Genomic DNA, 25,191 nt, shown 5'->3' on the forward strand with positions numbered 1-25,191 from the left:
GTGTTTACGACAAAGCAAACGTCATAAAAGCTGTAAACATCACTCCGCTTAAAAGCAGAATAAAAACCGCAATCTTTTTCACATCTTCCAAATCTCTTCCTTCTTTTAGAATTAATCTTCGGAAATCTCCGGAAATTAAAGTGAGTAAGGCTGTGGTGAATAGTAGACCTAATGCTGTAGAAATTCCAGCTCCGAAAGGCTTTGAAGAATTTGAATCGGCAAAAAAAGGCAGAATATCATAAAGGACAAGAACGTTCCAAAGCACGAAGAAAGTTATTCCTACAAATGTTTTTAACGGAAATCCGCCTTGTTTTTGTTGTTCAACTATTTTTAAGTCTTTTTGAGTAAGCGGTAAATGTATTTTATCTAAAAAGCCTGTTTGCTTAATTTCATTAATCACAAAATCCGGATCTTTCATCGTCCAGAAAATAACGTTCTGATCATAATTTTCCACCCGATGTAAGATCTTTATTCCTTGTCCGATCAACGGTAAAGAATTATAAGGTTTTATTGAAATAATATCCTGTGGCTGAAAAATCAGATTTCCGACAAGCGAAGCATTGATTTTCAATATATTTTCATCAACATACAGATCGGCAAAAGGATAGGTTGCATTGGCTCTTCCGATTCTCACCCCACCCGTAAGTTTGAAATGGTTATTCATGGTTTGATTATTTTGTGATTTGATGGATTTTTAAACAGAATATTCAATTCCACCAATATAAGTCAAAGAGAAAAAATCATTCTCCACAGAAACAGGTCTTGGAATTTGTTTGTTTAGGAAAATGATGGAATTGATATTCATATCCAAATTCATCTCATTGATTCTGTTGATTAAAATAGGAAGCCACTGTTCTGCAAACGAATAGTCGGCAAATTTCTCATAAAGACCAACATTTCTGTCATCAAAACCATATTCTACAAAATCGTGATCCAGCCAAATCGTATCCTGAGATTCTGCAAATCTTGATATAAAAACATCATCAGAATCCTCTTCGAGATAAAATTTTTCATCTTCTTCCACAAATTCATAAAAATCTTCCTCACTGTTGAAATTTCCTACCCAGAAATCTAGTACGTCTGTGTTCATCTGTTATTTTAATTTTAAACTTGAAAAATCAAAGGTATGATAATATTTTAAGCAAAGTATTTTCTTAATTCATTTAAAAATTCAACTTGTTCAGATATTCGTTTAGTATTTAATTCAGGATTTACAATGACATGGTTTAAACTCTTCAAAAATTTCTGAGCTTTATCCTTACCTTCTTGTTCTTCAATTATTCTTGCGACCTGAATATTTCTGATTTTTGAAATTTCACCACGCTTTTCCAACATAGTATTCCGTTGATTTAAATGTTTGGAAAGATGATCGGTTTGGTTGATAATATCAAGATAAGCAACGGTTTCCAGGACACTTTCCTGATCAAAATAAAGGTCAGGTTTTTGTAAATAATAGTCCAAATATTGATTTAAATATTCGATGGTTTGGGGAGTATTGTAATAAGCGAGTACCATTGCATAAAGGTCTCCGGCATAACAAACCTCACTTTTAAGTAAATGAACACCAATAATATCTATTTGATTTTCATAGTTTTTCAATGCAGAAAGATAAGCTCCAATAGTTCTTGTTCGCCAATTGAAATCGCCCAAAAGAGTTAGTGTTACTTCCTCTGTAATTTCGTCCTTAAGCTGTTTAAGATATTCCACCCATTCATTGTCATTAGTATGCCTAATTTTCATGTACAAAGGAATTACCCATTTATTAATAAATTCTTGGGTTAGCTGAAAATCATTTCTATATGTTTCCAAATGATTGAAAATGGAAGCGTGTCTTACAGTTGCTCCTGCAGAATGTAGCTCCATTTCATTTTGAAGGTCATTATTCATGTTTCGTTTTTTCTAATTTTATCTAAGATTACAGTGTAAAGTCTTGGAAAGAAAGAGAACTTTTAATATCATAAAGACTTCTTCGCATCGCAAGAATCATATTTGTAAGATTTTCATGACTATTTGATAAGATGAATTTTTTAGTTGCTAAAATTACAGTATCCGAAGCATAAAGAGCCATATTAAACCATTCCAATTCTATCTCTTTAATTAATTCCTCTTTAGATTGAATATCAGGCCTATGATTTGAAAGTTTTTCTATACTTGTCTCATAATCTAATAAACTATGACATAAAATAAGAATTGCTTTATATCTTAATTCTTTAAATTCGTGTCTTGATTGATCTTTCCTTTTTCTTTTTTCTACGTAAAAATAATCAAAAGCACTTTTTAAAAGTCCACCTATACCAATAAGAGCAACAGTATCTATAATGTCTTTTGTATTCATGGAATTAGTTTTTAGTTTATTTTGTTTTTATTGAATTTAACAGTAATAATTAAAAAATCAACCATAAAACGAAATCCTCTTCCCCAATTCACTTTCCTTAATCGTCTTCTCCAACCTCGACAGCCTCGTTTTCTCCTGTTTCGCACTCGTAATCCAATGCAACATCACCTTTTTTATAAGACGGTGCTTGATTATTGAAAAATTCCCATGCTTTCTTATTGGCTTTAAATTGCTTTTCGTATTCAGGATAAAGTGTTGCCAATTCTTTTTCGTGGGAATAAATGGCGGATCTCTCCGGGTTTCTCAATTCAAAAGCTTTCAAACCTTCCGAAGTCATTAAACCGGCTTTGGTAAGGTCTTCCATTTTTTTGATATTGATGGCGCTCCAAATGCTGGTCGGTTTTCTTGGCGTAAAACGAATGCTGTAACTTTCTTCATCAATCGATTTTCGGACACCATCAATCCAGCCAAAACATAACGCCTGATCCACGGATTCAGACCATGTGATGGAAGGTTTTTTCGTTCCGACTTTGTAAAATCCTACCAAAAGTTCTTTCTCATTTTTATGGTTTTTCTCCAGCCATTTTCGAAATTCTTCTGGTGTTGGGAAAAATGTTGCTGCCATTTTTTACTGATTATAAGTTTCAATTTTCTCTTTCAATCTGTTTTCCAGATATTCATTTCCACCGCGAAGCTCATTCAAAATAATTTGTGCTTCCTCCTTATATTTTTGGATTTTTTCTGCTTTCCAAAAATGAGGTGGACGTTGCAGATTGGTAATTCTGTCGGCCAATTTCACTGCCCAGACCTCTTTCGGTTGTTGTTGAATTCTTCTCAAACTATCCATCATTTGTTCGGATTTTTCGAGGTCGGAATTTTTAGTTAAAGCCAGAACACCTTGTGCAACTTTCTTTCCGAATTCGTTTTCAATCTGTTCAAAAGTTACGACTGTATCTTCCAGAGTATCATGAAGTAAAGCGAGTTGAACAGCAAATTCAGTATCAAAATTTTCAGATTTTTCTGAAGCAATTAAAATTTCCATCGCGACATTGCTGAGATGAACAACGTAAGGAAGATTCGTTCCCGGGATGGTTTGGTTTTTATCGGCGTGCAGTTGAGCTGCAAATTTTATGGTGTTTTGGTAAATTTCCTGAATATTATTCATAATGAAAGTTGTGATTCGCTATCTAAAATACTATATTTTTTATCTTCATAACAAATCACAACTCGTATTTAAAAGAAAAATTAAATTTTATTTCTCTTTCGTATTCATCAAAATCACTTTATTCACCTTTAGTTTATTTTCCAGCCATGATTTTAGTTTAGACTCATCAATTTTAGAATCCGACTGGTACAAAAATGCAGTTTCTACACTCGAAGAATCTTTAGCATAAAAATTTTGAAGTTTCCCGACGGCCATTTCCTTTACTTCCGGGAAAAGAATCTGAATTTCTTTAATTAGTTCAGGGTTATCCATTTTATATTCTCCCAATTCATTTTTCAGCTCCTTAATTTGTAAATCTTTTTCTGAAAATGTAGTTTTCTGAAGGTTGATTTCGTTCAGAATTTCAGATTTCAGATCGGAAGTATTTTGTTTGATACTGAGATTGGTATTGTTAATTCCAAAATCTTTAAGCGAATTATTTAATTTTTTAATTTCTGCGCTGTCAAATTTTTTAGTTAAAAATGCCAACTCAATCGACTTTGGATTAGAATTATAATCAACCTTTTTGTAGATAACTGTGTATCCGTTTTTTGTAAATTCATTATTGATGAAATTTTCTACATTTTGAGAATATTTTCTTTCATTCAATAAATTATAAGCAAGATAGCAACTTGGAACAATCATCACGATGATTAAAATCGAAATTCCATAACGGATTCTTTTTTCAACAGCTTTGTTTGCTGTTTGTACCGATTGATATTTTAATAATTTAATAATTAAAAAAGTGGAAATACAAATGAAAAAACAGTTAATGGTGTAAAGGTAAAACGCACCCATAATGAACGAAAAGTTACCTGTCGCAATCCCAAAACCAACCGTACAAAGTGGTGGCATTAAGGCGGTTGCGATGGCAACTCCCGGAATTGGGTTTCCCTTTTCAACTCTGGTGATGGAAATAGCTCCTACAATTCCCCCGAAAAACGCGATTAAAACATCATAAATATTTGGTGAAGTTCTTGCTAATAATTCAGATTGTATTTCTTTAAATGGGCTTAAATAAAAGTAAAGCGAGGAGACTACCAAACTCACAACTGTTGCAATCAGAAGGTTTTTGATGGATTTTTTTAATAATGCAAAATTGAATGTTGCCAAAGCAAATCCCGCACCCACAATCGGTCCCATCAACGGTGAAATCAACATCGCGCCGATAATTACAGCGGTTGAATTCACGTTTAATCCTACAGAAGCAATTAAAATAGCACACGCCAGAATCCAAAGATTTGCCCCTCGGAAAGATACGTTGCTGGTTACATTTTCGAGAACGAGTTTAGGATTTTCTTCACCGGTGTGTAGATTTAGGAAATCAGAAATTGTCTTTTTCATGTCATTGAGTGTATTTTATTAAAAACAATAACTTAAAATTAAGTTTTAATAAAATTAATTAATTAGTTAAATAAAAAAAAGGCGGGATGAAATATTATTTCATCCCGCCTTCAGCAAATATACATTTTAAAACTTTAATTCCAAATTGAAATTTCAAAACTAAGAACTTTAAGTATTCAACTTAAAATCCTAAATTTCTTCTCCCTGAAACATTTTCAAGAGATTCTCAATCGCGTTTGGAGCGTGAAGCATTTCTGTGTTGAACAAAGTAATTTCTGTAATCTCAGAAGCACGTTTCAACATATTTTTTTCATAATTTGAAATTGCAGATTTTATATTTTGAAATTCATTATTTGTTAGATTTTCAGCCAATTCAAAAGCATCCTGCATCGCCATATTTACTCCTTCTCCGGCATACGGCGGCATTCTGTGAGCAGCATCGCCCAACAAAGTCAGATTTTCTGAAGTTTCCCAATGCTGATCGAGAGCGTAGTGATATTGTGGGCGGGGAATAATCGATATTTCATCACTTTGGAATAATTCATGGAAATTTTTATCCCAAGTTGAGAATTCTTTTTTAAACCAATCAAAAACCTGTTGTTTATTATTAAAATCAATTCCGGAATTTTTCACCCAGTTTTCATCGGTTTTGCAACCTGTGTAAAACGTCAAAGTTCCATCACCTTTTGTGCTGAAAAGTAAAGATTGATTATGATCTAAAGCGAAAATTTTTCCGCCATTAATTAGATTCCACAACTTTGGAGCATTGATTTCTGCGTTGTAAATATTTCCTTCAATCATGGTCACTCCCGAATAAATCGGTTTGATATCCGTAAGATAAGGTCGGATTTTGGAATTGGCTCCATCACCAGCGATCACAATATCTGCGTAATAAGAGTTTCCGTTTTTAAAGTGCAGTAGCCAACCCTCATTTTGCTTTTCCATCGAAATAAACTGACTGTCCCAAACTACCGTTTCAGCCTGTAAAGATTCAAGTAAAATTTTTCTGAGAGGGGCTCTGTCGATTTCAGGACGATCTTCGGCGTAAGATTCTTCAGAGGCGTGTTCGTCTAGGAAAATATTCAGTTTTTTGTCTAAAATTTTTAATTTTCCTGCATTCGGGCGATAATTTTCTTTAAATTTATCTGTTAAACCTGCTCTGCGAAGGGCTTCCAATCCCGATTCTTCATGAAGATCCAATGTTGCACCTTGTACACGAACATCTTTGTTTTCATCTCTTTCATACACTTTTACATCTGCATTTTTCAATTGTAAAAGTCTTGCTAAAGTTAATCCTCCAGGACCTCCGCCAACAATGGCTATTTTTTTATTGTCTATGACCATAACTTAAATTTTATGGTACAAAATTACTTTTTGGGCAGAACGGAAAATTGTATAAATCGGTCGTTTTTATTTTGACTTAATTCTTTCGGCAGAAAACCTGAAAGTTTTTTAATCTCTTTAATGAAATGAGACTGGTCGGAAAAATTCTCTTCAGGAAATAACTTTCCTTCTTTAATATGTTGAAAAGACGCTCTGAAACGTAGAATTCCACAATATGATTTTAATGAAATTCCAAATTGCTGATTGAAATATCGGTTGATTTGTCTTTCGCTCCAAATTACTTTTTCCGAAAGCTCTTTCACCGTTAATGAGCCTTTTGATGAATAAATTAAATCAAACAATTTTACCTTTCTTTCATCAATTTTTTGTGTGGAAAGTTCATCTTTAATTTTAATTGAAATTTTTTCACAGAATTTTTCAAAATCATTTAAATCATCAACATTGAAATTCCAAAAGTCAGACGGTAAAATTTCCGCATTATTCAATAATTCGGAAACACTTTGATGTAAAATATATTCTGTTGCCAGTAAATTAAAACTGACCGCAAAAATCTTGGTTTTTTCGGCAATAATTACCTGTTCAGGATGCGTTCCGATTCCTAATAATACGACATGAAACGGTTCGATTGAAGATTGTGAAAAGATCAGATCAATCCTTCCGTCGGGTAAAAGAATAACTTCTTTTTTTTCCGAAGGATTGTCCAGCATCCAAAAACTTTCAACGAAATGTGAAAGGCTGGCTTCTGGTTTTTTGGATTGGTAGATGAGGTTGGGCATTTCTAAATTAGCTTAAATACTTTTATTTAATACTTTTTCAAGATCACCATATTGTAGCAAATCTTGAATTGTAGCTTCAATACATTCTAGGGTTAGTTCTTTTACAAATAGATCGGGAGGAATGATATATTGACTATCATGTTCAGAAGTTGTTTTAAAAAAATCAAAAGTCCAAATATTTAAGCCATAATGTCTGCCGTCTTCTAAATCAACATGAATATTACATTGTTCATTATAAATACCCCAACTTTCCGGTTCTACGGCTTCAAATTCAAGCCAAAGAGTGAACTTTGGAATATCAGTAATTTTTTTAGACATCTTTTTTGATTAAAGTTAACGTTTTAAGTTTATTAATAAAATCTTCTGCTTTTGCCTTCTAGTGATTTTTCTAGAATGGAAAGTTGTTCCGGATTTAACTTTTCTAATGTAATCTTTTTAGGTCTATTAATTAGATAATCAGGATAATAAATAAGGATAATATTATTGTTTTCAATCTTGTACTCTCTAAGAAGTGTAGGCTTCCGAGTATGTTTCCTGTTTTTATTTGAAAATAAAAGATTGGTTGTTTTAAAAGGTATGAAACCAAAGCTTGCTGAAAAAAGAAAAATTGAATTTTCATTAATTAACAGCTTAAATGTACACCATTCGAGTCTTTTATTTCTTCCTTCATCTGTGAAAATAGTTCCACTTATATTTTTTAATTCAATCGAGTTTTCTAATTTGCAATTTGCTAGAATTTTTCTTTTTTCAATAAAAAAATAAATGTTTGAGATGATGAAGAATAAAATTAAACCTGCAACGAAGCAAGGGAATATAATATCAGACATATTTTGATCTGCCGTTTAAATTTTTTTTATTTATTTATAAAACGAACTCTTTTTTTTGAATTAATAATTTCAAAGTTAACGAATAACTAAGCCATCGGCAACACAAAATAAAATGTACTTCCCAGATTCGGCGAACTTTTTACTCCAATTTCGCCATGTTGTTTTTCAATAAAATTTTTGGAAATTGCTAAACCTAAACCTGTTCCGTTCTGATGTTCACCGGGAACCTGAAAATAACGGTCAAAAACCTGACGATGGTACTTTTCATCAATCCCTTTTCCTGTATCTGTAATGCTGAATTTTATATTTGAATTCAATTTTTCAACCAAAATCTGAATATTTTCATCCTGAAAAGAATGTTTTATGGCGTTGCTTAGGAAATTATTCATCACCCAAACCGTTTTGTCGAAATCCGCTGAAACAAAATCATCGTCATTTAATAAAAATTGAGTGTTGACTGAAATATTTTTCTGCTCCGCTAGTTTTTCAATATTTTTTACAGCGGTCTGAACAATCTCTTTTGGTGAACAATTTTCAATATTTAAACGGATATTTCCAGTTTCAACTTGAGATAAATTTAGCAATTCTCCTGTGATATCTAATAAACGTTGTCCGTCTTCATTGATGCTGTTTAATAATTCCAATTGCTGCTCGTTCAATGTTCCGAATTTTTGATTTCCTAATAACTGAACACCCATTTTCATTGACGAAATTGGCGTTTTTAATTCATGAGAAATAGTAGCGATAAAATTGGTTTTTGCAAAATCAAGTTCTTTGAAAGGGGTAATATTTCTAAGTAAAATTACTTTTCCAATGTATTTTTTTTCTTTTTCACCTGTCTTTACAATATTAATAGGAATGATATCCTGTTCGAAATAATTTTCTTTATTATCGGAAACAATCTTAATGGGATCCTTTTGTGGGTGATCGATATTTTTCAATAATTCTCTTACCAAATCATTATTTACAGCAACTTCATGAACTGTTTTTCCAATGATTTCTTCTTTATTTAAATTCGTGATTTTCAGAGCCTCATCATTAATCATGTAAATGAAATGATTTTCGTCTAAGCCAATCACGGCATCGTGCATATTGTTCACCAAAGTTTCGATGCGTTTTTTATCCATCAATTGCTTGGAAAGTGTGCTGCTTTCGTATTCCTGAAGCTTTTCCGCCATTACGTTGAAAGAATTTGCAAGATCATTAAACTCTTCACTTCCTTTGAAATGAACCCTTTCATTATAATTTTTATTCGCAATTTGTCGAATGCTGAAAGTTAGTTGATTAATCGGTTCTGCAATGGTTTGGGGAAGATTAAATAATAAAGTAACGGCAATTAAAAAGCAGATCGTTCCCAAACAGGCGATCCAGAAAGTTGCATTTTCGGCGGTGATGATGGCGATGTCACTTTTTCGCTCGATGCCTTTCATATTCAACGACATAATTTTAACCAAATCCTCACGGATCAGTTTTTCTTTTTCAGGTGAAGGTTGTTTAATATAACTGTTGAAATGTAAATTTAAATTTTGAGTGGCTTCTTTCTCTCCAAATTCAGTTAAATTTTTTTCCTGTAAAATATTATTTTTCTTAAAATCTTTAATCGCTATTGCGCTGTCGGTTTTTATTTTATCCAACGCCAGCAGCATGTTTTGGGAGAATTCCAGACTGTTATAATTGGCGGTAAGAATTTTTTCGGTATCCGATTTTAATTTATTGATGTACACAGAGCCAATCACCGACAGTAAAACGATCAGCACAAATAAAAGACCTACTCCAAGGGTGAGTTTTGTTTTTAATTTCATTATGTTTTAAGATAAAATAATAATGTCGATTTGTCTTTCATTCAATCGGTTCATTAAGGTATAAATCCAGCTATACCCGAAAATTCTCTGCAAAAGATGAGCATGAGGTTTTCCGATACAGACTGTTGTGATATTGTGTTCTATTACATATTCCAGAATTCCTTTGTGGATGCTGTTTTCCTTCAATCGGATCACTTTTGCTCCCAATTCTTGCGCTAAATTAAAATTATTAATTAAGAAACGCTGTTTATTTAAAGCTATTTTTTCAGGATTTTCAGAGGGCTTCTGAATGTATAAAACCGTCCATGGACTGTTATAATAGCTTGCCAGTCTTGCTGTTTTTCGGATAATATTTTTCGCTATTTTTTCATTACTGCTTATACAGGCGAGAAATTTTATAGGTTTAAAATTTTCCGTTTTGATTTCTGTTTCAACTTTTCTTTCAACATGAGTGGCGACTTCTTTTAAAGCCAGTTCACGAAGCTGTAAAATATGTCCGCTTTGAAAGAAATTATTTAAAGCAGTCTGAATTTTTTCTTTTTTGTAGATTTTTCCTTCCTTTAACCGTGTTAAAAGTTCATCGGCGGTTAAATCAATATTCACCACTTCGTCTGCTATGCCTAAAATTTTATCGGGAACACGTTCAGAAACTTCAATTCCTGTTATTTTTTTTACTTCTTCATTTAAACTTTCAATATGCTGAATATTCATTGCGCTGATGACGTTGATCCCGTTATCCAGAATTTCCAGGACATCCTGCCATCGTTTTTTATTTTTTGAACCTTCGATGTTAGAATGCGCCAATTCATCCACGAGAACAACTTCGGGATGGATATTGATAATGGCTTGTAGGTCCATTTCCTCCAGATTTTTACCTTTATAAAAAGAAGACCGTCGCGGAATTTCGGGAATTCCTTCCGCTAAAGCTTCGGTTTCTTCTCTTTTATGAGTTTCAATGTAACCGATTTTTACATCAATTCCATTTCGTAACAAAGCATGAGCTTCCTGAAGCATACGAAACGTTTTTCCCACACCTGCACTCATTCCGATGTAAATTTTAAACTTTCCCTTCCGGGATTTTTGAATGAGTTCTAAAAAATGTTCTGCTTCTTTTTTTTCTTGGTTCATTTTTTATTTTTCTTGGTGAAGGCAAAGGCGCAAGAAGTATTGAAATAGTTGATCTTTAAGATGTTTAAAAATCAAAAAAGATCTTTGATTAGCTGTCGAATTTGTCATTCTGACGAAGGAAGAATCTCAACATAATATTTTAGATTCTTCACTCCACTTCGTTTCGGTCAGAATGACAAACTGCACGTTGATTGTTTTAATAATAACGCCTTTGCGATTTACCAATTATTTAATCTAACTATAATCTAAACATCACCGCCAAAGTCATTCTGCTGTCCGATTTTCTCAAATCCGGTCTCCATGAATCAACAGGCGTGTCGATCCATCCATCGGGACTCGTGGTTCCTCCGGGACCTGCGAAATAAGGGATATTGCTTTTTCTGAATCCGTATTCCAGTCTGAAAGTTACGAACTGATTCGGCATGAAATCAACCGTTGCAGTACCCTGAAACATTTTAAGCTTTTCTCCTTTTGCTAAAGCATCATTAAAATCATTATTCGCAACCGGAGAAGGGGAGAACGCAAGATAGGCTCCCGGGTTGGACACAGCATCTGCTCTTAAAGATAAAGCAATTTTATTTTGATGGAACCAAAGTCTGTTCGCAATCGATGTTCCGATCATATAATTGTCTTTTGCCTTCAAGCCGCCACCACTCTGAAATCCGTAATGATTGTTGATACTAAACGCCGCCTGTGACAATCCGTTACTTTCCTTATTGTGGTAATATCTTGCAACAATGCTGTGGTCATGATGAAAACGACGGACATCAGAATTATTTCTTGTGTCTTTTCCGTTTAAATAAAAATTGGCCACTAATTGTAGATTTTCGTTCGGACGATAATAGTTTGAAACCCCAAGTCCAAGCCCTTTATTCCATGAATTGTAGGTTTGCCATCCGTTCAAAACCCAAAGTTCAACCTTATATTTTTTTGAAGGATAAGCCTGAACTCTTGCTCCCTGAAAATAGAAAGGTGTGAAATCGCAGACCAAACTTCTCTGATAATTCCAGTTCTCGCCTAAAACATAACTTTCCAAACCGATGTAGCTCATGAAAATCCCGGCTTCCACATTCAGACCATGCATCACGTTAAAATGGTAACCTGCAGCAGCCTCACGAATATATTTTAAATTGCTTATGCTCGTATTTTTTCCATGATTTACGGTTCCGTCAAGATCCTGAACGATAGAACCCATCTGTCCGAATTGAAGCCACAAACGACCAATTGTGTTTTTGTAGTTTGTTTCCAGACCGATACTTGCCATATTGATGGTGAATTCATTGGAACGCCCGATAGCAGAGGAAATAGTGTGCGTATTATCTTTCGGATTTCGGAAATCGTAATTGTAATAGGCATCTACATATGTTACACCCGTTAAAATCGTTTCTCCGTCTTTATCTTTTAAAGTTAAAGGAAAATCGGTCTGACGGTTCTGACCATTAATCCATGTAAGATCATAGCCGTCAAAAGGAATTTTAGAATCATTTGTTTTTAAAGAATCTTTAGATTGCAGGGAAATTGAATCTTGTTTGATTTCCTGAGCTTTAAGAGGGTTTAAAGCAAATAGTCCTAATAAAAAAATAGCCTGAATAGTTGTTGATTTCATTATATAAATATTGATAACAATGTTGTTTTTTTTGATTTATTAAAAAAATAATCTCCTTCTTAAAACTGACCACCTAGGAATAGAAAGTTAAGAAATTAAATGTTTACTTTTAAAAAAGTTTGGAAGATTATTTAAATAGAATTATTTTATCTCGTCTAGAGCAATATTTAGTTTTAAAACATTTACTTTAGAAGGACCAAAAAAAGAAGTTTCCGTTTGATCTTTAATTAGATTTTCTAATTTTTTGATAGAAATATTTCTAAATTTTGAAACTCTTTTGACTTGATACAAAGCACCTTCCGGAGAAATGTCAGGATCGAGACCGCTTCCGCTGGCGGTAACCAATTCCACCGGAACTTTTACATTTTTCATGTCCGGATTTTGCTTTCGTAAAGTGTCAATTCTTTTTTGAACGATTTGTAAATATTCTTCGTTGCTTGGTCCTTTGTTGCTACCTGCGCTACCGGCTGCATTGTAATCTACCGCAGAAGGACGACCGTGAAAATATTTCGGGGAAGTAAAATTCTGTCCGATATTGGCATAAAATTTTTGACCTTTATAATTGATGATTTCAGCATTTCCCTGTGTTGGTAAAACTTTAGAACCTGCGTAAACAATGCCTAAATAAATTCCGACAATAACGAGCATGACAAGCGTTAATCTTAATGCTGATAGAATATGATTTTTCATTTTGAATTAAATTTTAAAAGAATAAACTGATAAATAAATCAATGAGTTTTATCCCAATGAATGGGACGATAATTCCGCCTAAACCATAGATTAAAAGATTTCTTCTTAATAATGCACTTGCTCCGATGGGTTTGTAAGCAACTCCTTTCAAAGCTAATGGAATCAGGAAAGGGATTATGATCGCATTGAAAATAATGGCCGATAAAATCGCAGATTCCGGACTGTGAAGATTCATGATATTCAACTTTTGAAGAGCAGGAATAAAGGTGATAAACAACGCCGGAATTATGGCAAAATATTTAGCAACATCATTAGCAATACTGAAGGTCGTTAACGTTCCGCGGGTCATTAATAATTGTTTTCCGATTTCAACGATTTCAATTAATTTTGTCGGGTCATTATCCAAATCCACCATATTTCCGGCTTCTTTGGCAGCCTGGGTTCCGCTGTTCATCGCAACACCGACATCGGCTTGTGCAAGAGCGGGAGCATCATTTGTTCCGTCGCCCATCATCGCAACGAGTTTTCCTTCTTGTTGTTCTTTTTTGATGTAATTCATCTTATCTTCAGGTTTGGCTTCTGCGATAAAATCATCAACGCCTGCCTTTTCAGCAATAAATTTTGCCGTTAAAGGATTGTCACCCGTTACCATCACGGTTTTTACGCCCATTTTTCTCAATCGTTGGAAACGCTCCTGAATTCCTGTTTTAATGATGTCCTGAAGTTCGATAACACCCCAAACTTTATCATTTACGCAAACAACTAACGGTGTTCCGCCGTTTTCAGAGATTTTTGTTGTGGCTTCCTGAGTTTCTTGTGGAAAAATATTTCCGGCTTTTTCTGTTAGCTTTTTAATCGTATCATACGCTCCTTTTCGGATTCTTGTGTTTTCAAAATCGATACCTGAAGTTCTGGTTTCAGCCGTAAAATCGATATATACAGGATTGGGAACAAGTAAATCTTCTGATTTTAACTGGCTGAGTTCTATAATGGATTTTCCTTCCGGCGTTTCATCGGCAACAGAACTCAATGCCGAAGCTTTAATAAATTCATTAAGCTGAATTCCGTTGGAAGGATGAAATTGGGTCGCTTTACGGTTTCCGATGGTAATGGTTCCTGTTTTGTCGAGAAGCAGAACATCAATGTCTCCCGCAGTTTCAACGGCTTTACCACTTTTTGTGATCACGTTGGCTCTCAAGGCTCTGTCCATCCCTGCAATTCCGATTGCAGAAAGCAGACCGCCAATCGTTGTGGGAATCAAACAAACGAAAAGTGATATAAATGCCGCAATGGTAATTGGCGTCTGCGCATAATCTGCAAAGGGTTTTAAAGTAACTGTAACGATTATGAATGTGAGGGTAAACCCTGCTAAAAGTATGGTTAATGCGATTTCGTTGGGTGTTTTTTGCCTTGAAGCACCTTCTACAAGGGCAATCATTTTATCAAGGAAAGATTCTCCAGGTTTGGTGGTGACTTTCACTTTTATTCTGTCAGAAAGTACTTTTGTACCGCCTGTCACGGAACTTTTATCACCTCCTGCTTCACGGATTACGGGAGCACTTTCTCCTGTGATGGCAGATTCGTCAATGGTTGCTAAACCTTCGATAATTTCTCCATCCATCGGAATTTGATCGCCGGTTTCACAAAGAAAGATATCGCCCAGTTTCATGTCGGCAGATTTTTTTAAAATAGTTTCTACCTGAAATCCCTGTTTATTGTCAACAACAACTTTTGCAGGTGTTTCTTCACGTGTTTTTCTTAATGTATCTGCCTGAGCTTTTCCTCTAGCTTCGGCGATGGCTTCAGCAAAATTGGCAAATAAAACAGTGAAAAATAAGATAATAAATACTAAGAAATTATAACTGAAGCTGCCTTGTGATTTGTCACCGGTTAAGCTAAATAAGCTTACGATAAACATCACCACTGTTCCGATTTCTACCAAGAACATGACAGGATTTTTAAACATAATTTTCGGATTCAGTTTTACGAAAGACTGTTTGATCGCTTCGTTTACCAAATCTTTTTGAAACAATGTCTGGGATTGATTTTTCATTTTTTTGAAAGAGTTATATCATTGGAAACCAATATGACCATTAAGACAAACTAAATTTTGAAGTATTAAAATGGATAATATTATTAGAGTATGAAAAGTGATGCTGTTTCTTAATCTAATTTGCTTAATGGTTTACTATTGATTTTTAATTGTTTGGAAAATTTTTCTTCTTTGAACCATTAAGATTTATTTAAGGAGTTAAACTTGAGTTAAGAAAATATTCTTTGAATATTTTAAACTTAATAATTCGATGAGCTTGATATTCTTAACTTCTTAAATCTCCTTAATGGTTAATTATTTAATTTTATTTAGAAAAATATTGAAGCTGTTCAGCGATTGGTCCTAAAGTCAACGCTGGGAAGAAAGACAGGGCAGCAATCAGAAGAATCACAGCTAAGGTCATAAATCCAAAAGTTGCCGTGTCTGTTTTCAGTGTTCCCGAACTTTCAGGAATGTATTTTTTCTGGGCTAATAACCCCGCAATCGCAATTGGGCCAATAATTGGGATGAATCTTGACAACAATAAAACGATTCCTGTTGAGATATTCCACCAAGGAGTATTGTCGCCCAAACCTTCAAATCCTGAACCGTTGTTGGCGGATGATGAAGTAAATTCATACAACATTTCACTGAAACCATGAAAGCCGGGATTATTCAATGTTTTTGTTCCAAATTCAGGAAAATAAGCGGTTAAAGCTGTTCCGACCAAAATTAAAAAAGGGTGAAATAAAGCCACAACCATCGCGATTTTCATTTCTTTGGCCTCAATCTTTTTGCCTAAAAATTCCGGTGTTCTTCCGACCATCAAACCACTGATAAATACGGCCAAAATGATGAAAATGAAATAATTCAAAATTCCGACTCCGCAACCACCGTAAAAACAGTTGATCATCATAGCTAATAACTGATTCATTCCTGAAAGCGGCATCGTGCTGTCGTGCATTGCATTGATAGAACCTGTTGAAATCACTGTCGTTGCGATACTCCAATAGGCTGAAGCTGCACTTCCGAAACGGATTTCTTTGCCTTCCATTGCGCCAAGATGAGGGTCGGTTCCCATTTGCGTAATCAGTGGATTTCCATGAGTTTCATTAATGATATTCGGAATGGTTAATGCAAGAAAACCGATGGTCATTACTGTAAAAATCGTCCATGACAGCTTTCTTTTCTTTAAATAAAATCCAAGTGCAAAAACCAATGCAAACGGAATAATCATTTGAGTGACCATTTCGGTCATATTTGTCAGATAATTAGGGTTTTCAAGCGGATGAGCCGAGTTAGTTCCGAAAAATCCACCACCGTTTGTTCCTAAATGCTTAATCGCAATAAAAGCCGCCGCCGGACCTCTTGAAACATCAACTTTCTGACCTTCCAAAGTCGTGATATGATCTTTACCTTCAAAAGTCATCGGACTTCCGTTAGAAGAAAGAATAAAGGCGACAACAATACTGATCGGAACCAAAATTCTGATCATTGATTTGGTAAAAAAATCGTAAAAATTGCCTAATTCTGTCGTTGTTTTATCTTTAAATGCTTTGAAAAGTACCGCCATTGCAGCCATTCCCGTCGCTGCGGTTACGAACTGCAAAAACATTAAGTATAATTGACTTAAATAAGAAACGCCTGTTTCTCCCGAATAATGCTGTAAATTACAATTAACCAAGAAAGAAATGGCAGTGTTAAAAGCTAAATCAGGCGACATATTCGGGTTTCCATCGGGGTTTAAAGGAAGCCAGGATTGATTTAACAAAATAAAAAATCCGATGATAAACCAAACAATATTAATGGTTAACATCGCAAACATATTTTGCTTCCAGGTCATTTGCCTGTTGGGGTTGATACCTGAGATTTTATAAATGAAATTTTCAATCGGCTGAAAAATTTTATCTAAAAAAGTCTTCTTGTAACCATAAACATTTGCAATATATTTTCCTAAGAAAATACCGATAATCAATGTAATGGCGAACATCGCTATAATGCCTAAAATTTCTGTATTCATGATTTTGGTTAAAATTTTTCAGGTTTCATTAAAACATAGCAGATGTACACAAAAGCGAGTATCGAAAGGAAAAATAAACTCCACATATTTTTATATTTTATCAAAAAATTCAACGGATTTGTATAACATCCAGAATAGTACTACACAAAGGATAATTAAACTTACCAGCATCATAATGCAACGATTAAGGTTAATACAGTGAAGACTACATACGCAACCATCAACAAACTCAGTTTTGAGTGCTCTCGTTTCTTGAACGTTTTTCTTGAAATTGTCATTTTTAAAATATTTTATTCTAAATCCATAATGCCAAAAGAAAGTCCAATCTATTGAGTTATGATGTAATTTGTTTGATATTAGTATGTTATGTGTTTTCGAGATTGTGACAAAAAATAGAAAAGCCTATCAAAATGATAGGCTCGTTATTAAAATGATAGGCTTTTATTTTTAAACCATTAAGGTTTTGTTTAAGGAGTTTAGAATATTTAAGATGAGCGTTGCTTTAAGTAAAAAACATCTTAAATCAATAGGAACGGACTTTAGTCCGTTTTTCATAAGTAAGATTTCAATTGGCTTTAGCCAAAACTTAATAAAACTTAACTTCTTAAATAAAAACTTAATGGTTTAATTAAAATTTTTATCTCAAATTATATTCTTCCAATTTCCGATACAACGTTGCAATCCCAATTTCCAGCAATCTTGCGGCTTCGGCTTTATTACCTTTGGTATACTGTAAGACTTTCAGGATATGCTCTTTTTCTAAGGATCTCATACTAAAAGAATCTTTTTCTGTAGAAATTTTTTCAGAATAATGAGGAAGGTTTTCTGCATCCAGAATATTATTGTTCATTAAAATCAAGCTTCTCTCCATAGTATTCCGAAGTTCGCGGATATTTCCTTTCCAGTCGTTTTTTTCTAAGGTTTTATAATAATCAGCAGTAACCTGAACGTTTGAAATATGTAATTTTTGAGAGAAAACATCAACAAAATTTTTGGCCAAAGCTTTTAAATCTTCTTTTCTTTCACGAAGAGCAGGAAGTCTGATTTCGAAAATATTTAATCTAAAATATAAGTCTTCGCGAAAATGTCCCTGCTTAATTTCTTCTTCCAGATCACGGTTGGTCGCGGCAATCAGCCTAAAATCCGATCTTGAAACCTTGGTTTCACCCATTTTGATGAATTCCTTTGTCTCCAGAACGCGAAGCAATTTTGCCTGAAGTTCGATGGGCATTTCACCAATTTCGTCTAAGAATAAAGTTCCACCATTGGCCTCTTCTACCAGGCCTTTTTTGTCTTTGATAGCACCGGTAAATGATCCTGCTTTATGACCGAAAAGTTCGCTCTCCAAAATTTCTTTACTGAATGCGGAGCAGTTAATCGCCACAAAATTATTTTTCTTTCTGTCGCTTCCTTCATGAATAGCGTTTGCAAAAACTTCTTTTCCGGTTCCTGTTTCGCCTGTTAAAAGGACAGTCGCATCGGTCAAAGCTACTTTTTCTGCTAATTTTTTAGCCTGAAGAATTAATGGAGAATTTCCGATAATCGTTTCAAATCCTTTTTGATTGGAGCTTTTCTGAATGATTTTAGATTTATTATCCTTTACTTTTTCCAAAGCTTTATACACCAACGGAATAATTTTCTCATTATCGTCGCCTTTTACTAAATAATCGTAGGCTCCGTTTTTCATTGCCTGAACTGCATCGGTGATATTTCCGAAAGCAGTCATAAGAATGATTTCCAGATGAGGATATTTTGCTTTGGTGGATTTCACCAGGTCGATTCCGAAAGCGTCTGGTAGGCGGACATCGCTCAACACAACATCAAATTCGTACTGTTCGAGCATCGTCATTGCGGAACGCGCAGTTGAGGCTTCTTTTACGTTAAAATTTTCTTGGGAAAGGATCATTCCTAATAATTTCAGGAGCTTGATCTCGTCATCGATGATGAGAATGTTTCCGTGCATGGTGGTGGTTATTTTTGGAAAACTATTGCAAACTTAGAGAATTATTTTGGATAAAAGCAAAGAAAATGAGGACGGCGAAAATAGATGAAAATTTCAAAAACATTTTCAATATGTAAACAGTGAATAAAATTAATTATTAAAGAAAAAAAATAATATCAAGTTTAACTTCCAATAAACAAATCTATCATACCAGTAGAATATTAAAACCAATCAATATGAAAAATTTACTTTTAGGAATCATGATTTTAGCATCAGGTTTTAGCTTTGCTCAACAAAGGGAAGATCTTAATTTAAGAGGAGAACGAAAAAGAGTAGCTCAAGGTGTAAGATCAGGTGAAATCAGTCGAAGAGAAGCCGCGATCATTCATAATCAGGCGAATGATGTACGACAAGCGAAGAGAATTGCAAAAGCAGATGGGGTTGTCACTCCGAGAGAAAGGGCAATTATTGCAAGGGAAGACCGACAGTTGGATAAGACTATTTACAGAGCCAAACATAATTAATTCAAACTTTAAATACCGTAATTTTTTGCGGTATTTTTTTTATTTCATAGAATTTTTTTGAAGCTATTTCCCGCTTTCCACTATATCTTTTGCTCTGCTTCGCTCCACAAAAGGATGTCGTTGCAATCGGGGCTATGGTTGCAGTCGTCTATTTAAACATTCGAGGAAAGTTACAAAGTTTGTCATAGAACTTAGAATGAAAAATTTAGTTTAAATTGAATAATTCAATATCTCAACTATGGCTATAGATTTATTAGTAAGAAAATTTCAACTCGTTCTTTTTTGATTCCTTACATTTGTATACATTCTGATTTTTAAGAATGAAAAAGTTTATTTATGACGGACAGACGATACAAAGAAACGGCACACACAGATAAAAATAACTACGAATATATCACGATTTCCAATGATGAAAATGGAGTAAGAATTTACACTTTAAAGAATGGTTTGAAGGTTTTTCTGGCTCAAAATTTTGATGCTCCGCGAATCCAGACATACATTCCAGTGAGAACGGGGAGTAATAATGATCCGGCTGATAATACCGGTCTGGCGCATTATCTTGAGCATATGATGTTTAAGGGAACGTCTAAAATCGGAACTCAGAATTGGGAAAAGGAAAATGAATTATTAAATCAAATTTCAGATTTATACGAAAACCATAAAGCTGAAAATGATCCTGAAAAAAAGAAGGATATCTACAGAAAAATCGACGAAATTTCTCAGGAAGCAAGTCAGTTTGCAATTGCAAATGAATATGACAAAGCGATTTCTTCTTTGGGAGCAACGGGAACGAATGCTCACACCTGGTTTGATGAAACGGTTTACAAAAATAATGTTCCCAACAACGAGCTTGAAAAATGGCTTAAAATTGAAAAAGAACGTTTTTCAGAATTGACTTTGAGGCTCTTTCATACCGAGTTAGAATCTGTTTACGAAGAATTCAACAGAGCGCAGGATAATGATTCCCGATTGGTAAATTATGAGTTGATGGATGCGCTTTTTCCAACCCATCCAAATGGTCAGCAAACAACTTTAGGAAAAGCGGAACATTTGAAAAATCCTTCTATGAAGGCAATTCATAAGTATTTTGATGAATATTATGTTCCTAATAATTATGCGATGGTCTTGGTGGGAGATTTGGATTTTGAAGAAACGATTCAGCTTGTAGATCAGTATTTTGGAACAATTCCTTACAGAGAATTGCCGAAAAAAACTCCAGTTATTGAGCAACCGATCACTGAAATTGTAAAAAGAACAGTGAAAAGCCCTACTACACCGAGAGTTCAACTGGCTTGGAGAACGGAAAGTTATGGAACAAGAGAAGCAATGTTAGCGGATATTGTGGTGAATATTTTGAGTAACAGAGGCGAAGCCGGATTGATGGATTTAAACATTAATCAGACTCAAAAATTGCTTTGGGGACAGGCTTTTTCGGTTGGTTTAAAACAATACGGGTATTTTTCGATTGTTGCTGTTCCGAAAGAAACACAGTCTTTGGATGAAGCTAAAGATTTGGCTTTAGAACAGATTGAATTGGTAAAAAAAGGAGAGTTTCCGGACTGGATGCTTCCTGCGATCATCAACGACTTTAAAATCCAGAGAATGAAAACGTTGGAAACAGCGGATGGATTGGCGACAAATCTTTATGATACTTACATTAAGGGCAGAACTTGGGAACAGGAACTGAACGAAATGGATGAATACGCCGAGTTTACAAAAGAAGATGTCGTTGCTTTTGCCAATGAATTTTTTAAGGAGAATTATGTCATTATCTACAAAGAAAAAGGAGTAAATGATAAATTAATTCGCGTTGAAAATCCGGGAATTACACCTGTAAAAATCAATCGTGAAGCACAATCTGAGTTTTTACAGCAGATTTTGGCAGAGAAAACGGAAGATATTCAACCGGAATTTGTTGATTATGAGAAAGAAATTCAGACAGATTTAATTAAAGATAAAAAATTAAATTTCGTCAAAAATAAATATAACGATATTGCGCAGGTTCATTTTATTTTTCCTTTTGGAAGTGATAATGACCGTGATTTGGGGATTTCTACTCAAGTTCTGCAATATTTGGGAACGGAAAAATTTTCGCCTGAAGATTTGAAAAAGGAATTTTTTAAAATCGGGGTAACAAATGACTTCAAAACGACCAATGAACAGCTTACAATTTCTTTAAGCGGATTAGAAGAAAACATCGAAAAAGGTGTCAAATTGCTTCAACACTGGTTGTACGAAGTAAAACCAGATCAGGAAGTTTACAAACAGTTTGTGGAAACCGTTTTGGAGAACAGGGCTGCAATGAAGAAAGATAAAGGGCGAATCATGACTGCCTTAACGAACTATACGAAATTAGGTGATTTCTCCCGTTTTACGGATATTATTTCTAAAGAAGAGCTGGAAAGCAGTGATGTTGAGGTTTTCACAGATAGAATGAAGAAATTATTCAAGTTTCCTTATCAGATATTTTTCTATGGAAGAAGTTTTGAAAATTTTAAATCATTTATTGGAAATTATATTGAAAATGAAAGCTTTCAAATTCCTGAACCGAAAAAATATCCTGAACCTGAAACCATAGGAAATGTTTATTTCACCGACTACGATATGGTGCAAATGGAAATGAGCAAGGTTGGAAAAGGTCATGATGTGAATCCCGAAAACTTTGGAAAAATCAATGTTTTTAATGAATATTTCGGACGTGGTTTATCATCAATTGTTTTTCAGGAAATCCGTGAGAGTAAAAGTTTAGCGTATTCTGCATATGTTTCTTACGCTGCCAATTCTGAGTTGAATCATCCGGATTATATCACAACATATATCGGAACACAGCCAGATAAATTACAAATAGCAGTTGACACGATGGCGGAATTGATGGCTGAGCTTCCGGAAGTTCCAACTCAGTTTGAAAATGCTAGAAACGCTGCTTTAAAACAAATTGCTTCGCAAAGAGTGACAAGAACGAATATTTTCTTTAATACGTTGAGGTTAAAAAAATTAAACATTCATCACGATTTTAGGAAAGATATTTACAAACAGATTGAAAGTTTAAAGTTTGAGGATTTAAATAAATTTTATCAAACTGAAATTAAGTCGATTCATTTTAATACGGCTATTATCGGGAAAAAAGAAAACCTGAATATGGATGCTGTGAACCAAATGGGAATATTTAAGGAATTGGATTTGAAAGATATTTTTGGACATTAAAATTTTAATTTAAAATAATATTGAGATGTTTCGGGAGGCTCAGCATGGCATCGCTAATACTAACGGCTTTGACGCTCGCTTCGCTCGCGCCTTTTAAACTGTTAATCATCAGTCAGGTTTACCAAAATATCTTTTAAAATAAAAAAAAGACCCCGAAAGAAAAACTTTCGGGGTTTTATATTGTCTTGATTGAAATTATTTAACAACTTTCATCTCATCAATCAGCCACTTAGAATCGGCATATTTATCGATGATGAAAAGAATATATTTTGTATCAACCATGATATTTCTGCTGAAACGAGGGTCGTAGTTGATGTCGCTCATTGTTCCTTCCCATTGTCTGTCGAAGTTTAATCCGACAAGATTTCCGTTGGCATCAAGAGCCGGACTTCCAGAGTTTCCACCTGTTGTATGGTTGGTTGCAGTGAATCCTACAGGAACGTCACCCGTTTTATCTTTATAATTTCCGAAATCTTTTTTGTTGTAAAGGTCGATCAGTTTTTTTGGAACATCAAATTCATAATCTCCCGGAACATATTTCTCCATAACACCCGCCAAATGCGTTTGATAGTTGTAAGAAACTGCATCTCTAGGCGAAGAACCTTTTACCTTTCCGTACGTTACACGAAGCGTAGAATTGGCGTCCGGGAAGAATTTTCTGTCTTTATCCGTTGCCATTTGTTGTGCCATGAAAGTCTTTTGTAAAGCATCAATTTTAGTCTGTAAAGATGCAAACTGAGGATCAGCTTTTGTAGTGTAAGTATCTCTCATCGATAAGAAAACCTGATAAACAGGATCTTTTTTCAATGTCTTAATCAATTTATCCTGATTAGAGAAAGCTTTGTCGATATCTTTGCTCAGAGAAGCACCGTTTACTTCAGTTCTACCTGTGATAACCGAGTTTTTAGAAACTTCCTCGAAAGACTGGATATTCTGCGCTTCATTTTTATATTTTTCGAATCCTGCAGGTAAGAATTGGGGAGCTGTTTTGTTTGCGTAAAGAGCCAATAACTTAGCTGTTACTTTTGCGTCCAATTCTGCGTTATAATCTTTGTAGAAAGAAGTTAGTCTGTTTTTGAAAGCGGTTGTACCTTTTTCGTCCATTCTCCCTGCTTCAACTGACGTAATGTAGTTGTAGTAAAGGTTTGCCAACATCAACGTTTCTGCATTTCTGATGGTTTCAGAATAATAAGCGTTGTTTAAAGCAAAAGGAGCCTGATCGTTGTATAGTTTATTTAAGTGATCTAAAGTTGATTTAATTTCATGATTTTTAGCTACTAAAGAACCTTCATACATTACTTTTTTCTCAACCGCGTTAGATTTTTTCAAACCTTCTACTTCACCGATCCATTTTTTCCAATAATTGGCTACAGAAGCATATTTTGAAGCATACTGAATGCGAGTTGCATCATCGGTACGCATTTTTTCGTCCAATGTTTTCAACGCGACATCTCTTACTGCAATTCTCGCAGGATCAATCTCTTTCATGATTTTTTCAACCGCGATCGAAGGAAGATATTCCGTTGTTCTTCCAGGGAATCCGAAAACGAAAGTGAAGTCATTTTCATTTTTATCTTTAATGGAAACCGGAAGATAGTGTTTCGGAACGTACGGAACGTTTTCTTTTGAATACTCCGCAGGTTTATTGTTTTTATCGGCATAAATTCTGAACATGGAGAAATCTCCCGTATGTCTTGGCCAAACCCAGTTATCGGTATCTGAACCGAATTTTCCTATGCTTTGTGGCGGTGCCCCTACCAAACGAATATCTTTAAACGTTTCGGTTGTAAAAGCGTAAAATTTATTTCCGTAATACATTGATTTTACAGAAATTGATTGGTAAGGTTCTATTTTCTGAGAGTTTTTATAGATCTCAATATTTTTAGCAATCTGTTTTGAAAGTTCAGGTTCTGTAAGATTATCTGTTCCTTCTAAAATCTGATTGGATACTTCTTTGATATCAACAATAAAGTCCACTGTTACCCCTGGATTCGGAAGTTCACCTTCAGGATTTTTTGCCCAGAAGCCGTTGGATAAAAGGTCGTTCTGAACGGTTGAATGCGCCTGGATTTGTCCGTAGCCACAGTGATGGTTTGTCAGCAACAGACCTTTTGGCGAAATAATTTCTGCGGTACAACCACCATTGAACTGTACTACAGCATCTTTGATGCTTGCTTTTTGAGGATTGAAGATGTCTTTTGCAGAGATTTTCATTCCTAAATCTTTCATTTCCTTTTCATTAAGCTCTGTTGGAATCCACATTCCACCGTATTGCTGTGCAAAAGTCATTACAGCCGGCAAAAGAAATACAGATAAAAGTATCTTTTTTGTCATAATCAAAATTTTGCCCCAATTTACGAAGAAAAAGGCAGACTTGGATTAAAAAATGGTTGATAGTTGATGGTTATTGGTT

20 protein-coding genes and 1 pseudogene are annotated in these 25,191 nt (G+C 34.5%); 2 read left to right on the forward strand and 19 right to left on the reverse strand.

What is annotated here, in order from left to right:
* Window positions 1-4: 4 nt before the first annotated feature.
* The 18 genes and pseudogenes from ACKX2A_RS16900 to ACKX2A_RS16985 form a co-directional block, all read right to left on the reverse strand.
* Complete coding sequence (locus ACKX2A_RS16900) at window positions 5-664, reverse strand: hypothetical protein (protein WP_415326082.1); 660 nt, start codon at window positions 662-664, stop codon at window positions 5-7.
* A 30-nt stretch (window positions 665-694) separates the two neighbouring features.
* The gene (locus ACKX2A_RS16905; protein ID WP_415326084.1) at window positions 695-1,090 is read right to left on the reverse strand and encodes an immunity 22 family protein; all 396 of its coding nucleotides are present in this window, start codon (window positions 1,088-1,090) and stop codon (window positions 695-697) included.
* Window positions 1,091-1,137: 47 nt separating this feature from the next.
* Window positions 1,138-1,887 (reverse strand): DUF6000 family protein, encoded by a 750-nt coding sequence (locus ACKX2A_RS16910; RefSeq protein ID WP_415326086.1) that lies wholly within the window; start codon window positions 1,885-1,887, stop codon window positions 1,138-1,140.
* A gap of 28 nt (window positions 1,888-1,915) precedes the next feature.
* Window positions 1,916-2,335: a hypothetical protein gene (locus ACKX2A_RS16915; RefSeq protein ID WP_415326087.1), complete on the reverse strand. Its 420-nt coding sequence runs from the start codon at window positions 2,333-2,335 to the stop codon at window positions 1,916-1,918.
* A gap of 57 nt (window positions 2,336-2,392) precedes the next feature.
* A pseudogene (locus ACKX2A_RS16920) lies at window positions 2,393-2,960 on the reverse strand (YdeI/OmpD-associated family protein).
* Between the two features lie 3 nt (window positions 2,961-2,963).
* Entirely contained in the window at window positions 2,964-3,500 is a 537-nt protein-coding gene (locus ACKX2A_RS16925) for an HD domain-containing protein (RefSeq protein ID WP_415326088.1), read from the reverse strand.
* An 87-nt stretch (window positions 3,501-3,587) separates the two neighbouring features.
* Window positions 3,588-4,883, reverse strand: a complete 1,296-nt coding sequence (locus ACKX2A_RS16930; RefSeq protein ID WP_415326090.1) for a DUF389 domain-containing protein — start codon at window positions 4,881-4,883, stop codon at window positions 3,588-3,590.
* 189 nt (window positions 4,884-5,072) lie between these two features.
* A complete protein-coding gene (locus tag ACKX2A_RS16935) occupies window positions 5,073-6,227 on the reverse strand; it encodes an FAD-dependent oxidoreductase (RefSeq protein ID WP_415326092.1) in 1,155 nt (384 codons plus the stop codon).
* Window positions 6,228-6,250: 23 nt separating this feature from the next.
* A complete protein-coding gene (locus tag ACKX2A_RS16940) occupies window positions 6,251-7,003 on the reverse strand; it encodes a helix-turn-helix domain-containing protein (protein ID WP_415326093.1) in 753 nt (250 codons plus the stop codon).
* Between the two features lie 12 nt (window positions 7,004-7,015).
* Complete coding sequence (locus tag ACKX2A_RS16945; RefSeq protein WP_415326094.1) at window positions 7,016-7,321, reverse strand: hypothetical protein; 306 nt, start codon at window positions 7,319-7,321, stop codon at window positions 7,016-7,018.
* A gap of 32 nt (window positions 7,322-7,353) precedes the next feature.
* Window positions 7,354-7,830, reverse strand: coding sequence for a hypothetical protein (locus ACKX2A_RS16950; protein ID WP_415326096.1), 477 nt, complete (start codon window positions 7,828-7,830; stop codon window positions 7,354-7,356).
* Window positions 7,831-7,916: 86 nt separating this feature from the next.
* Window positions 7,917-9,632: an ATP-binding protein gene (locus ACKX2A_RS16955; RefSeq protein WP_415326098.1), complete on the reverse strand. Its 1,716-nt coding sequence runs from the start codon at window positions 9,630-9,632 to the stop codon at window positions 7,917-7,919.
* A gap of 6 nt (window positions 9,633-9,638) precedes the next feature.
* A complete protein-coding gene (locus ACKX2A_RS16960; RefSeq protein WP_415326099.1) occupies window positions 9,639-10,760 on the reverse strand; it encodes a sensor protein KdpD in 1,122 nt (373 codons plus the stop codon).
* Between the two features lie 238 nt (window positions 10,761-10,998).
* On the reverse strand, window positions 10,999-12,366 hold the full coding sequence (locus tag ACKX2A_RS16965) for an outer membrane beta-barrel protein (protein WP_415326101.1): 1,368 nt from the start codon (window positions 12,364-12,366) through the stop codon (window positions 10,999-11,001).
* Between the two features lie 141 nt (window positions 12,367-12,507).
* Window positions 12,508-13,056: a potassium-transporting ATPase subunit KdpC gene (gene kdpC / locus ACKX2A_RS16970; RefSeq protein ID WP_415326102.1), complete on the reverse strand. Its 549-nt coding sequence runs from the start codon at window positions 13,054-13,056 to the stop codon at window positions 12,508-12,510.
* 13 nt (window positions 13,057-13,069) lie between these two features.
* Window positions 13,070-15,109 carry a potassium-transporting ATPase subunit KdpB gene (kdpB, locus tag ACKX2A_RS16975; RefSeq protein WP_415326104.1) on the reverse strand — a complete coding sequence of 680 codons (2,040 nt, stop codon included), beginning with the start codon at window positions 15,107-15,109 and terminating at the stop codon, window positions 13,070-13,072.
* Between the two features lie 304 nt (window positions 15,110-15,413).
* Window positions 15,414-17,108 carry a potassium-transporting ATPase subunit KdpA gene (gene kdpA, locus ACKX2A_RS16980; protein WP_415326106.1) on the reverse strand — a complete coding sequence of 565 codons (1,695 nt, stop codon included), beginning with the start codon at window positions 17,106-17,108 and terminating at the stop codon, window positions 15,414-15,416.
* A 637-nt stretch (window positions 17,109-17,745) separates the two neighbouring features.
* On the reverse strand, window positions 17,746-19,071 hold the full coding sequence (locus ACKX2A_RS16985) for a sigma-54-dependent transcriptional regulator (protein ID WP_415326108.1): 1,326 nt from the start codon (window positions 19,069-19,071) through the stop codon (window positions 17,746-17,748).
* A 215-nt stretch (window positions 19,072-19,286) separates the two neighbouring features.
* Here ACKX2A_RS16985 and ACKX2A_RS16990 point away from each other — a divergent pair, with 215 nt between their 5' ends.
* A complete protein-coding gene (locus ACKX2A_RS16990; protein ID WP_415326110.1) occupies window positions 19,287-19,574 on the forward strand; it encodes a hypothetical protein in 288 nt (95 codons plus the stop codon).
* A gap of 336 nt (window positions 19,575-19,910) precedes the next feature.
* Window positions 19,911-22,778, forward strand: coding sequence for a M16 family metallopeptidase (locus tag ACKX2A_RS16995; RefSeq protein WP_415326112.1), 2,868 nt, complete (start codon window positions 19,911-19,913; stop codon window positions 22,776-22,778).
* A gap of 195 nt (window positions 22,779-22,973) precedes the next feature.
* Here the strand turns inward: ACKX2A_RS16995 and ACKX2A_RS17000 are convergent, their stop codons facing one another.
* Window positions 22,974-25,112: a S46 family peptidase gene (locus tag ACKX2A_RS17000; protein WP_415326114.1), complete on the reverse strand. Its 2,139-nt coding sequence runs from the start codon at window positions 25,110-25,112 to the stop codon at window positions 22,974-22,976.
* Between the last annotated feature and the right edge of the window lie 79 nt (window positions 25,113-25,191).

The sequence above is a fragment of the Chryseobacterium sp. MMS23-Vi53 genome (assembly GCF_047651245.1).
GTDB lineage: Bacteria > Bacteroidota > Bacteroidia > Flavobacteriales > Weeksellaceae > Chryseobacterium.

Bases quoted from the DNA above. Each gene is read 5' to 3' on its own strand.
- ACKX2A_RS16900 (WP_415326082.1), bottom strand. From the start codon at position 664: ATGAATAACCATTTCAAACTTACGGGTGGGGTGAGAATCGGAAGAGCC.
- ACKX2A_RS16905 (WP_415326084.1), bottom strand. From the start codon at position 1,090: ATGAACACAGACGTACTAGATTTCTGGGTAGGAAATTTCAACAGTGAG.
- ACKX2A_RS16910 (WP_415326086.1), bottom strand. From the start codon at position 1,887: ATGAATAATGACCTTCAAAATGAAATGGAGCTACATTCTGCAGGAGCA.
- ACKX2A_RS16915 (WP_415326087.1), bottom strand. From the start codon at position 2,335: ATGAATACAAAAGACATTATAGATACTGTTGCTCTTATTGGTATAGGT.
- ACKX2A_RS16925 (WP_415326088.1), bottom strand. From the start codon at position 3,500: ATGAATAATATTCAGGAAATTTACCAAAACACCATAAAATTTGCAGCT.
- ACKX2A_RS16930 (WP_415326090.1), bottom strand. From the start codon at position 4,883: ATGAAAAAGACAATTTCTGATTTCCTAAATCTACACACCGGTGAAGAA.
- ACKX2A_RS16935 (WP_415326092.1), bottom strand. From the start codon at position 6,227: ATGGTCATAGACAATAAAAAAATAGCCATTGTTGGCGGAGGTCCTGGA.
- ACKX2A_RS16940 (WP_415326093.1), bottom strand. From the start codon at position 7,003: ATGCCCAACCTCATCTACCAATCCAAAAAACCAGAAGCCAGCCTTTCA.
- ACKX2A_RS16945 (WP_415326094.1), bottom strand. From the start codon at position 7,321: ATGTCTAAAAAAATTACTGATATTCCAAAGTTCACTCTTTGGCTTGAA.
- ACKX2A_RS16950 (WP_415326096.1), bottom strand. From the start codon at position 7,830: ATGTCTGATATTATATTCCCTTGCTTCGTTGCAGGTTTAATTTTATTC.
- ACKX2A_RS16955 (WP_415326098.1), bottom strand. From the start codon at position 9,632: ATGAAATTAAAAACAAAACTCACCCTTGGAGTAGGTCTTTTATTTGTG.
- ACKX2A_RS16960 (WP_415326099.1), bottom strand. From the start codon at position 10,760: ATGAACCAAGAAAAAAAAGAAGCAGAACATTTTTTAGAACTCATTCAA.
- ACKX2A_RS16965 (WP_415326101.1), bottom strand. From the start codon at position 12,366: ATGAAATCAACAACTATTCAGGCTATTTTTTTATTAGGACTATTTGCT.
- kdpC (WP_415326102.1), bottom strand. From the start codon at position 13,056: ATGAAAAATCATATTCTATCAGCATTAAGATTAACGCTTGTCATGCTC.
- kdpB (WP_415326104.1), bottom strand. From the start codon at position 15,109: ATGAAAAATCAATCCCAGACATTGTTTCAAAAAGATTTGGTAAACGAA.
- kdpA (WP_415326106.1), bottom strand. From the start codon at position 17,108: ATGAATACAGAAATTTTAGGCATTATAGCGATGTTCGCCATTACATTG.
- ACKX2A_RS16985 (WP_415326108.1), bottom strand. From the start codon at position 19,071: ATGCACGGAAACATTCTCATCATCGATGACGAGATCAAGCTCCTGAAA.
- ACKX2A_RS16990 (WP_415326110.1), top strand. From the start codon at position 19,287: ATGAAAAATTTACTTTTAGGAATCATGATTTTAGCATCAGGTTTTAGC.
- ACKX2A_RS16995 (WP_415326112.1), top strand. From the start codon at position 19,911: ATGACGGACAGACGATACAAAGAAACGGCACACACAGATAAAAATAAC.
- ACKX2A_RS17000 (WP_415326114.1), bottom strand. From the start codon at position 25,112: ATGACAAAAAAGATACTTTTATCTGTATTTCTTTTGCCGGCTGTAATG.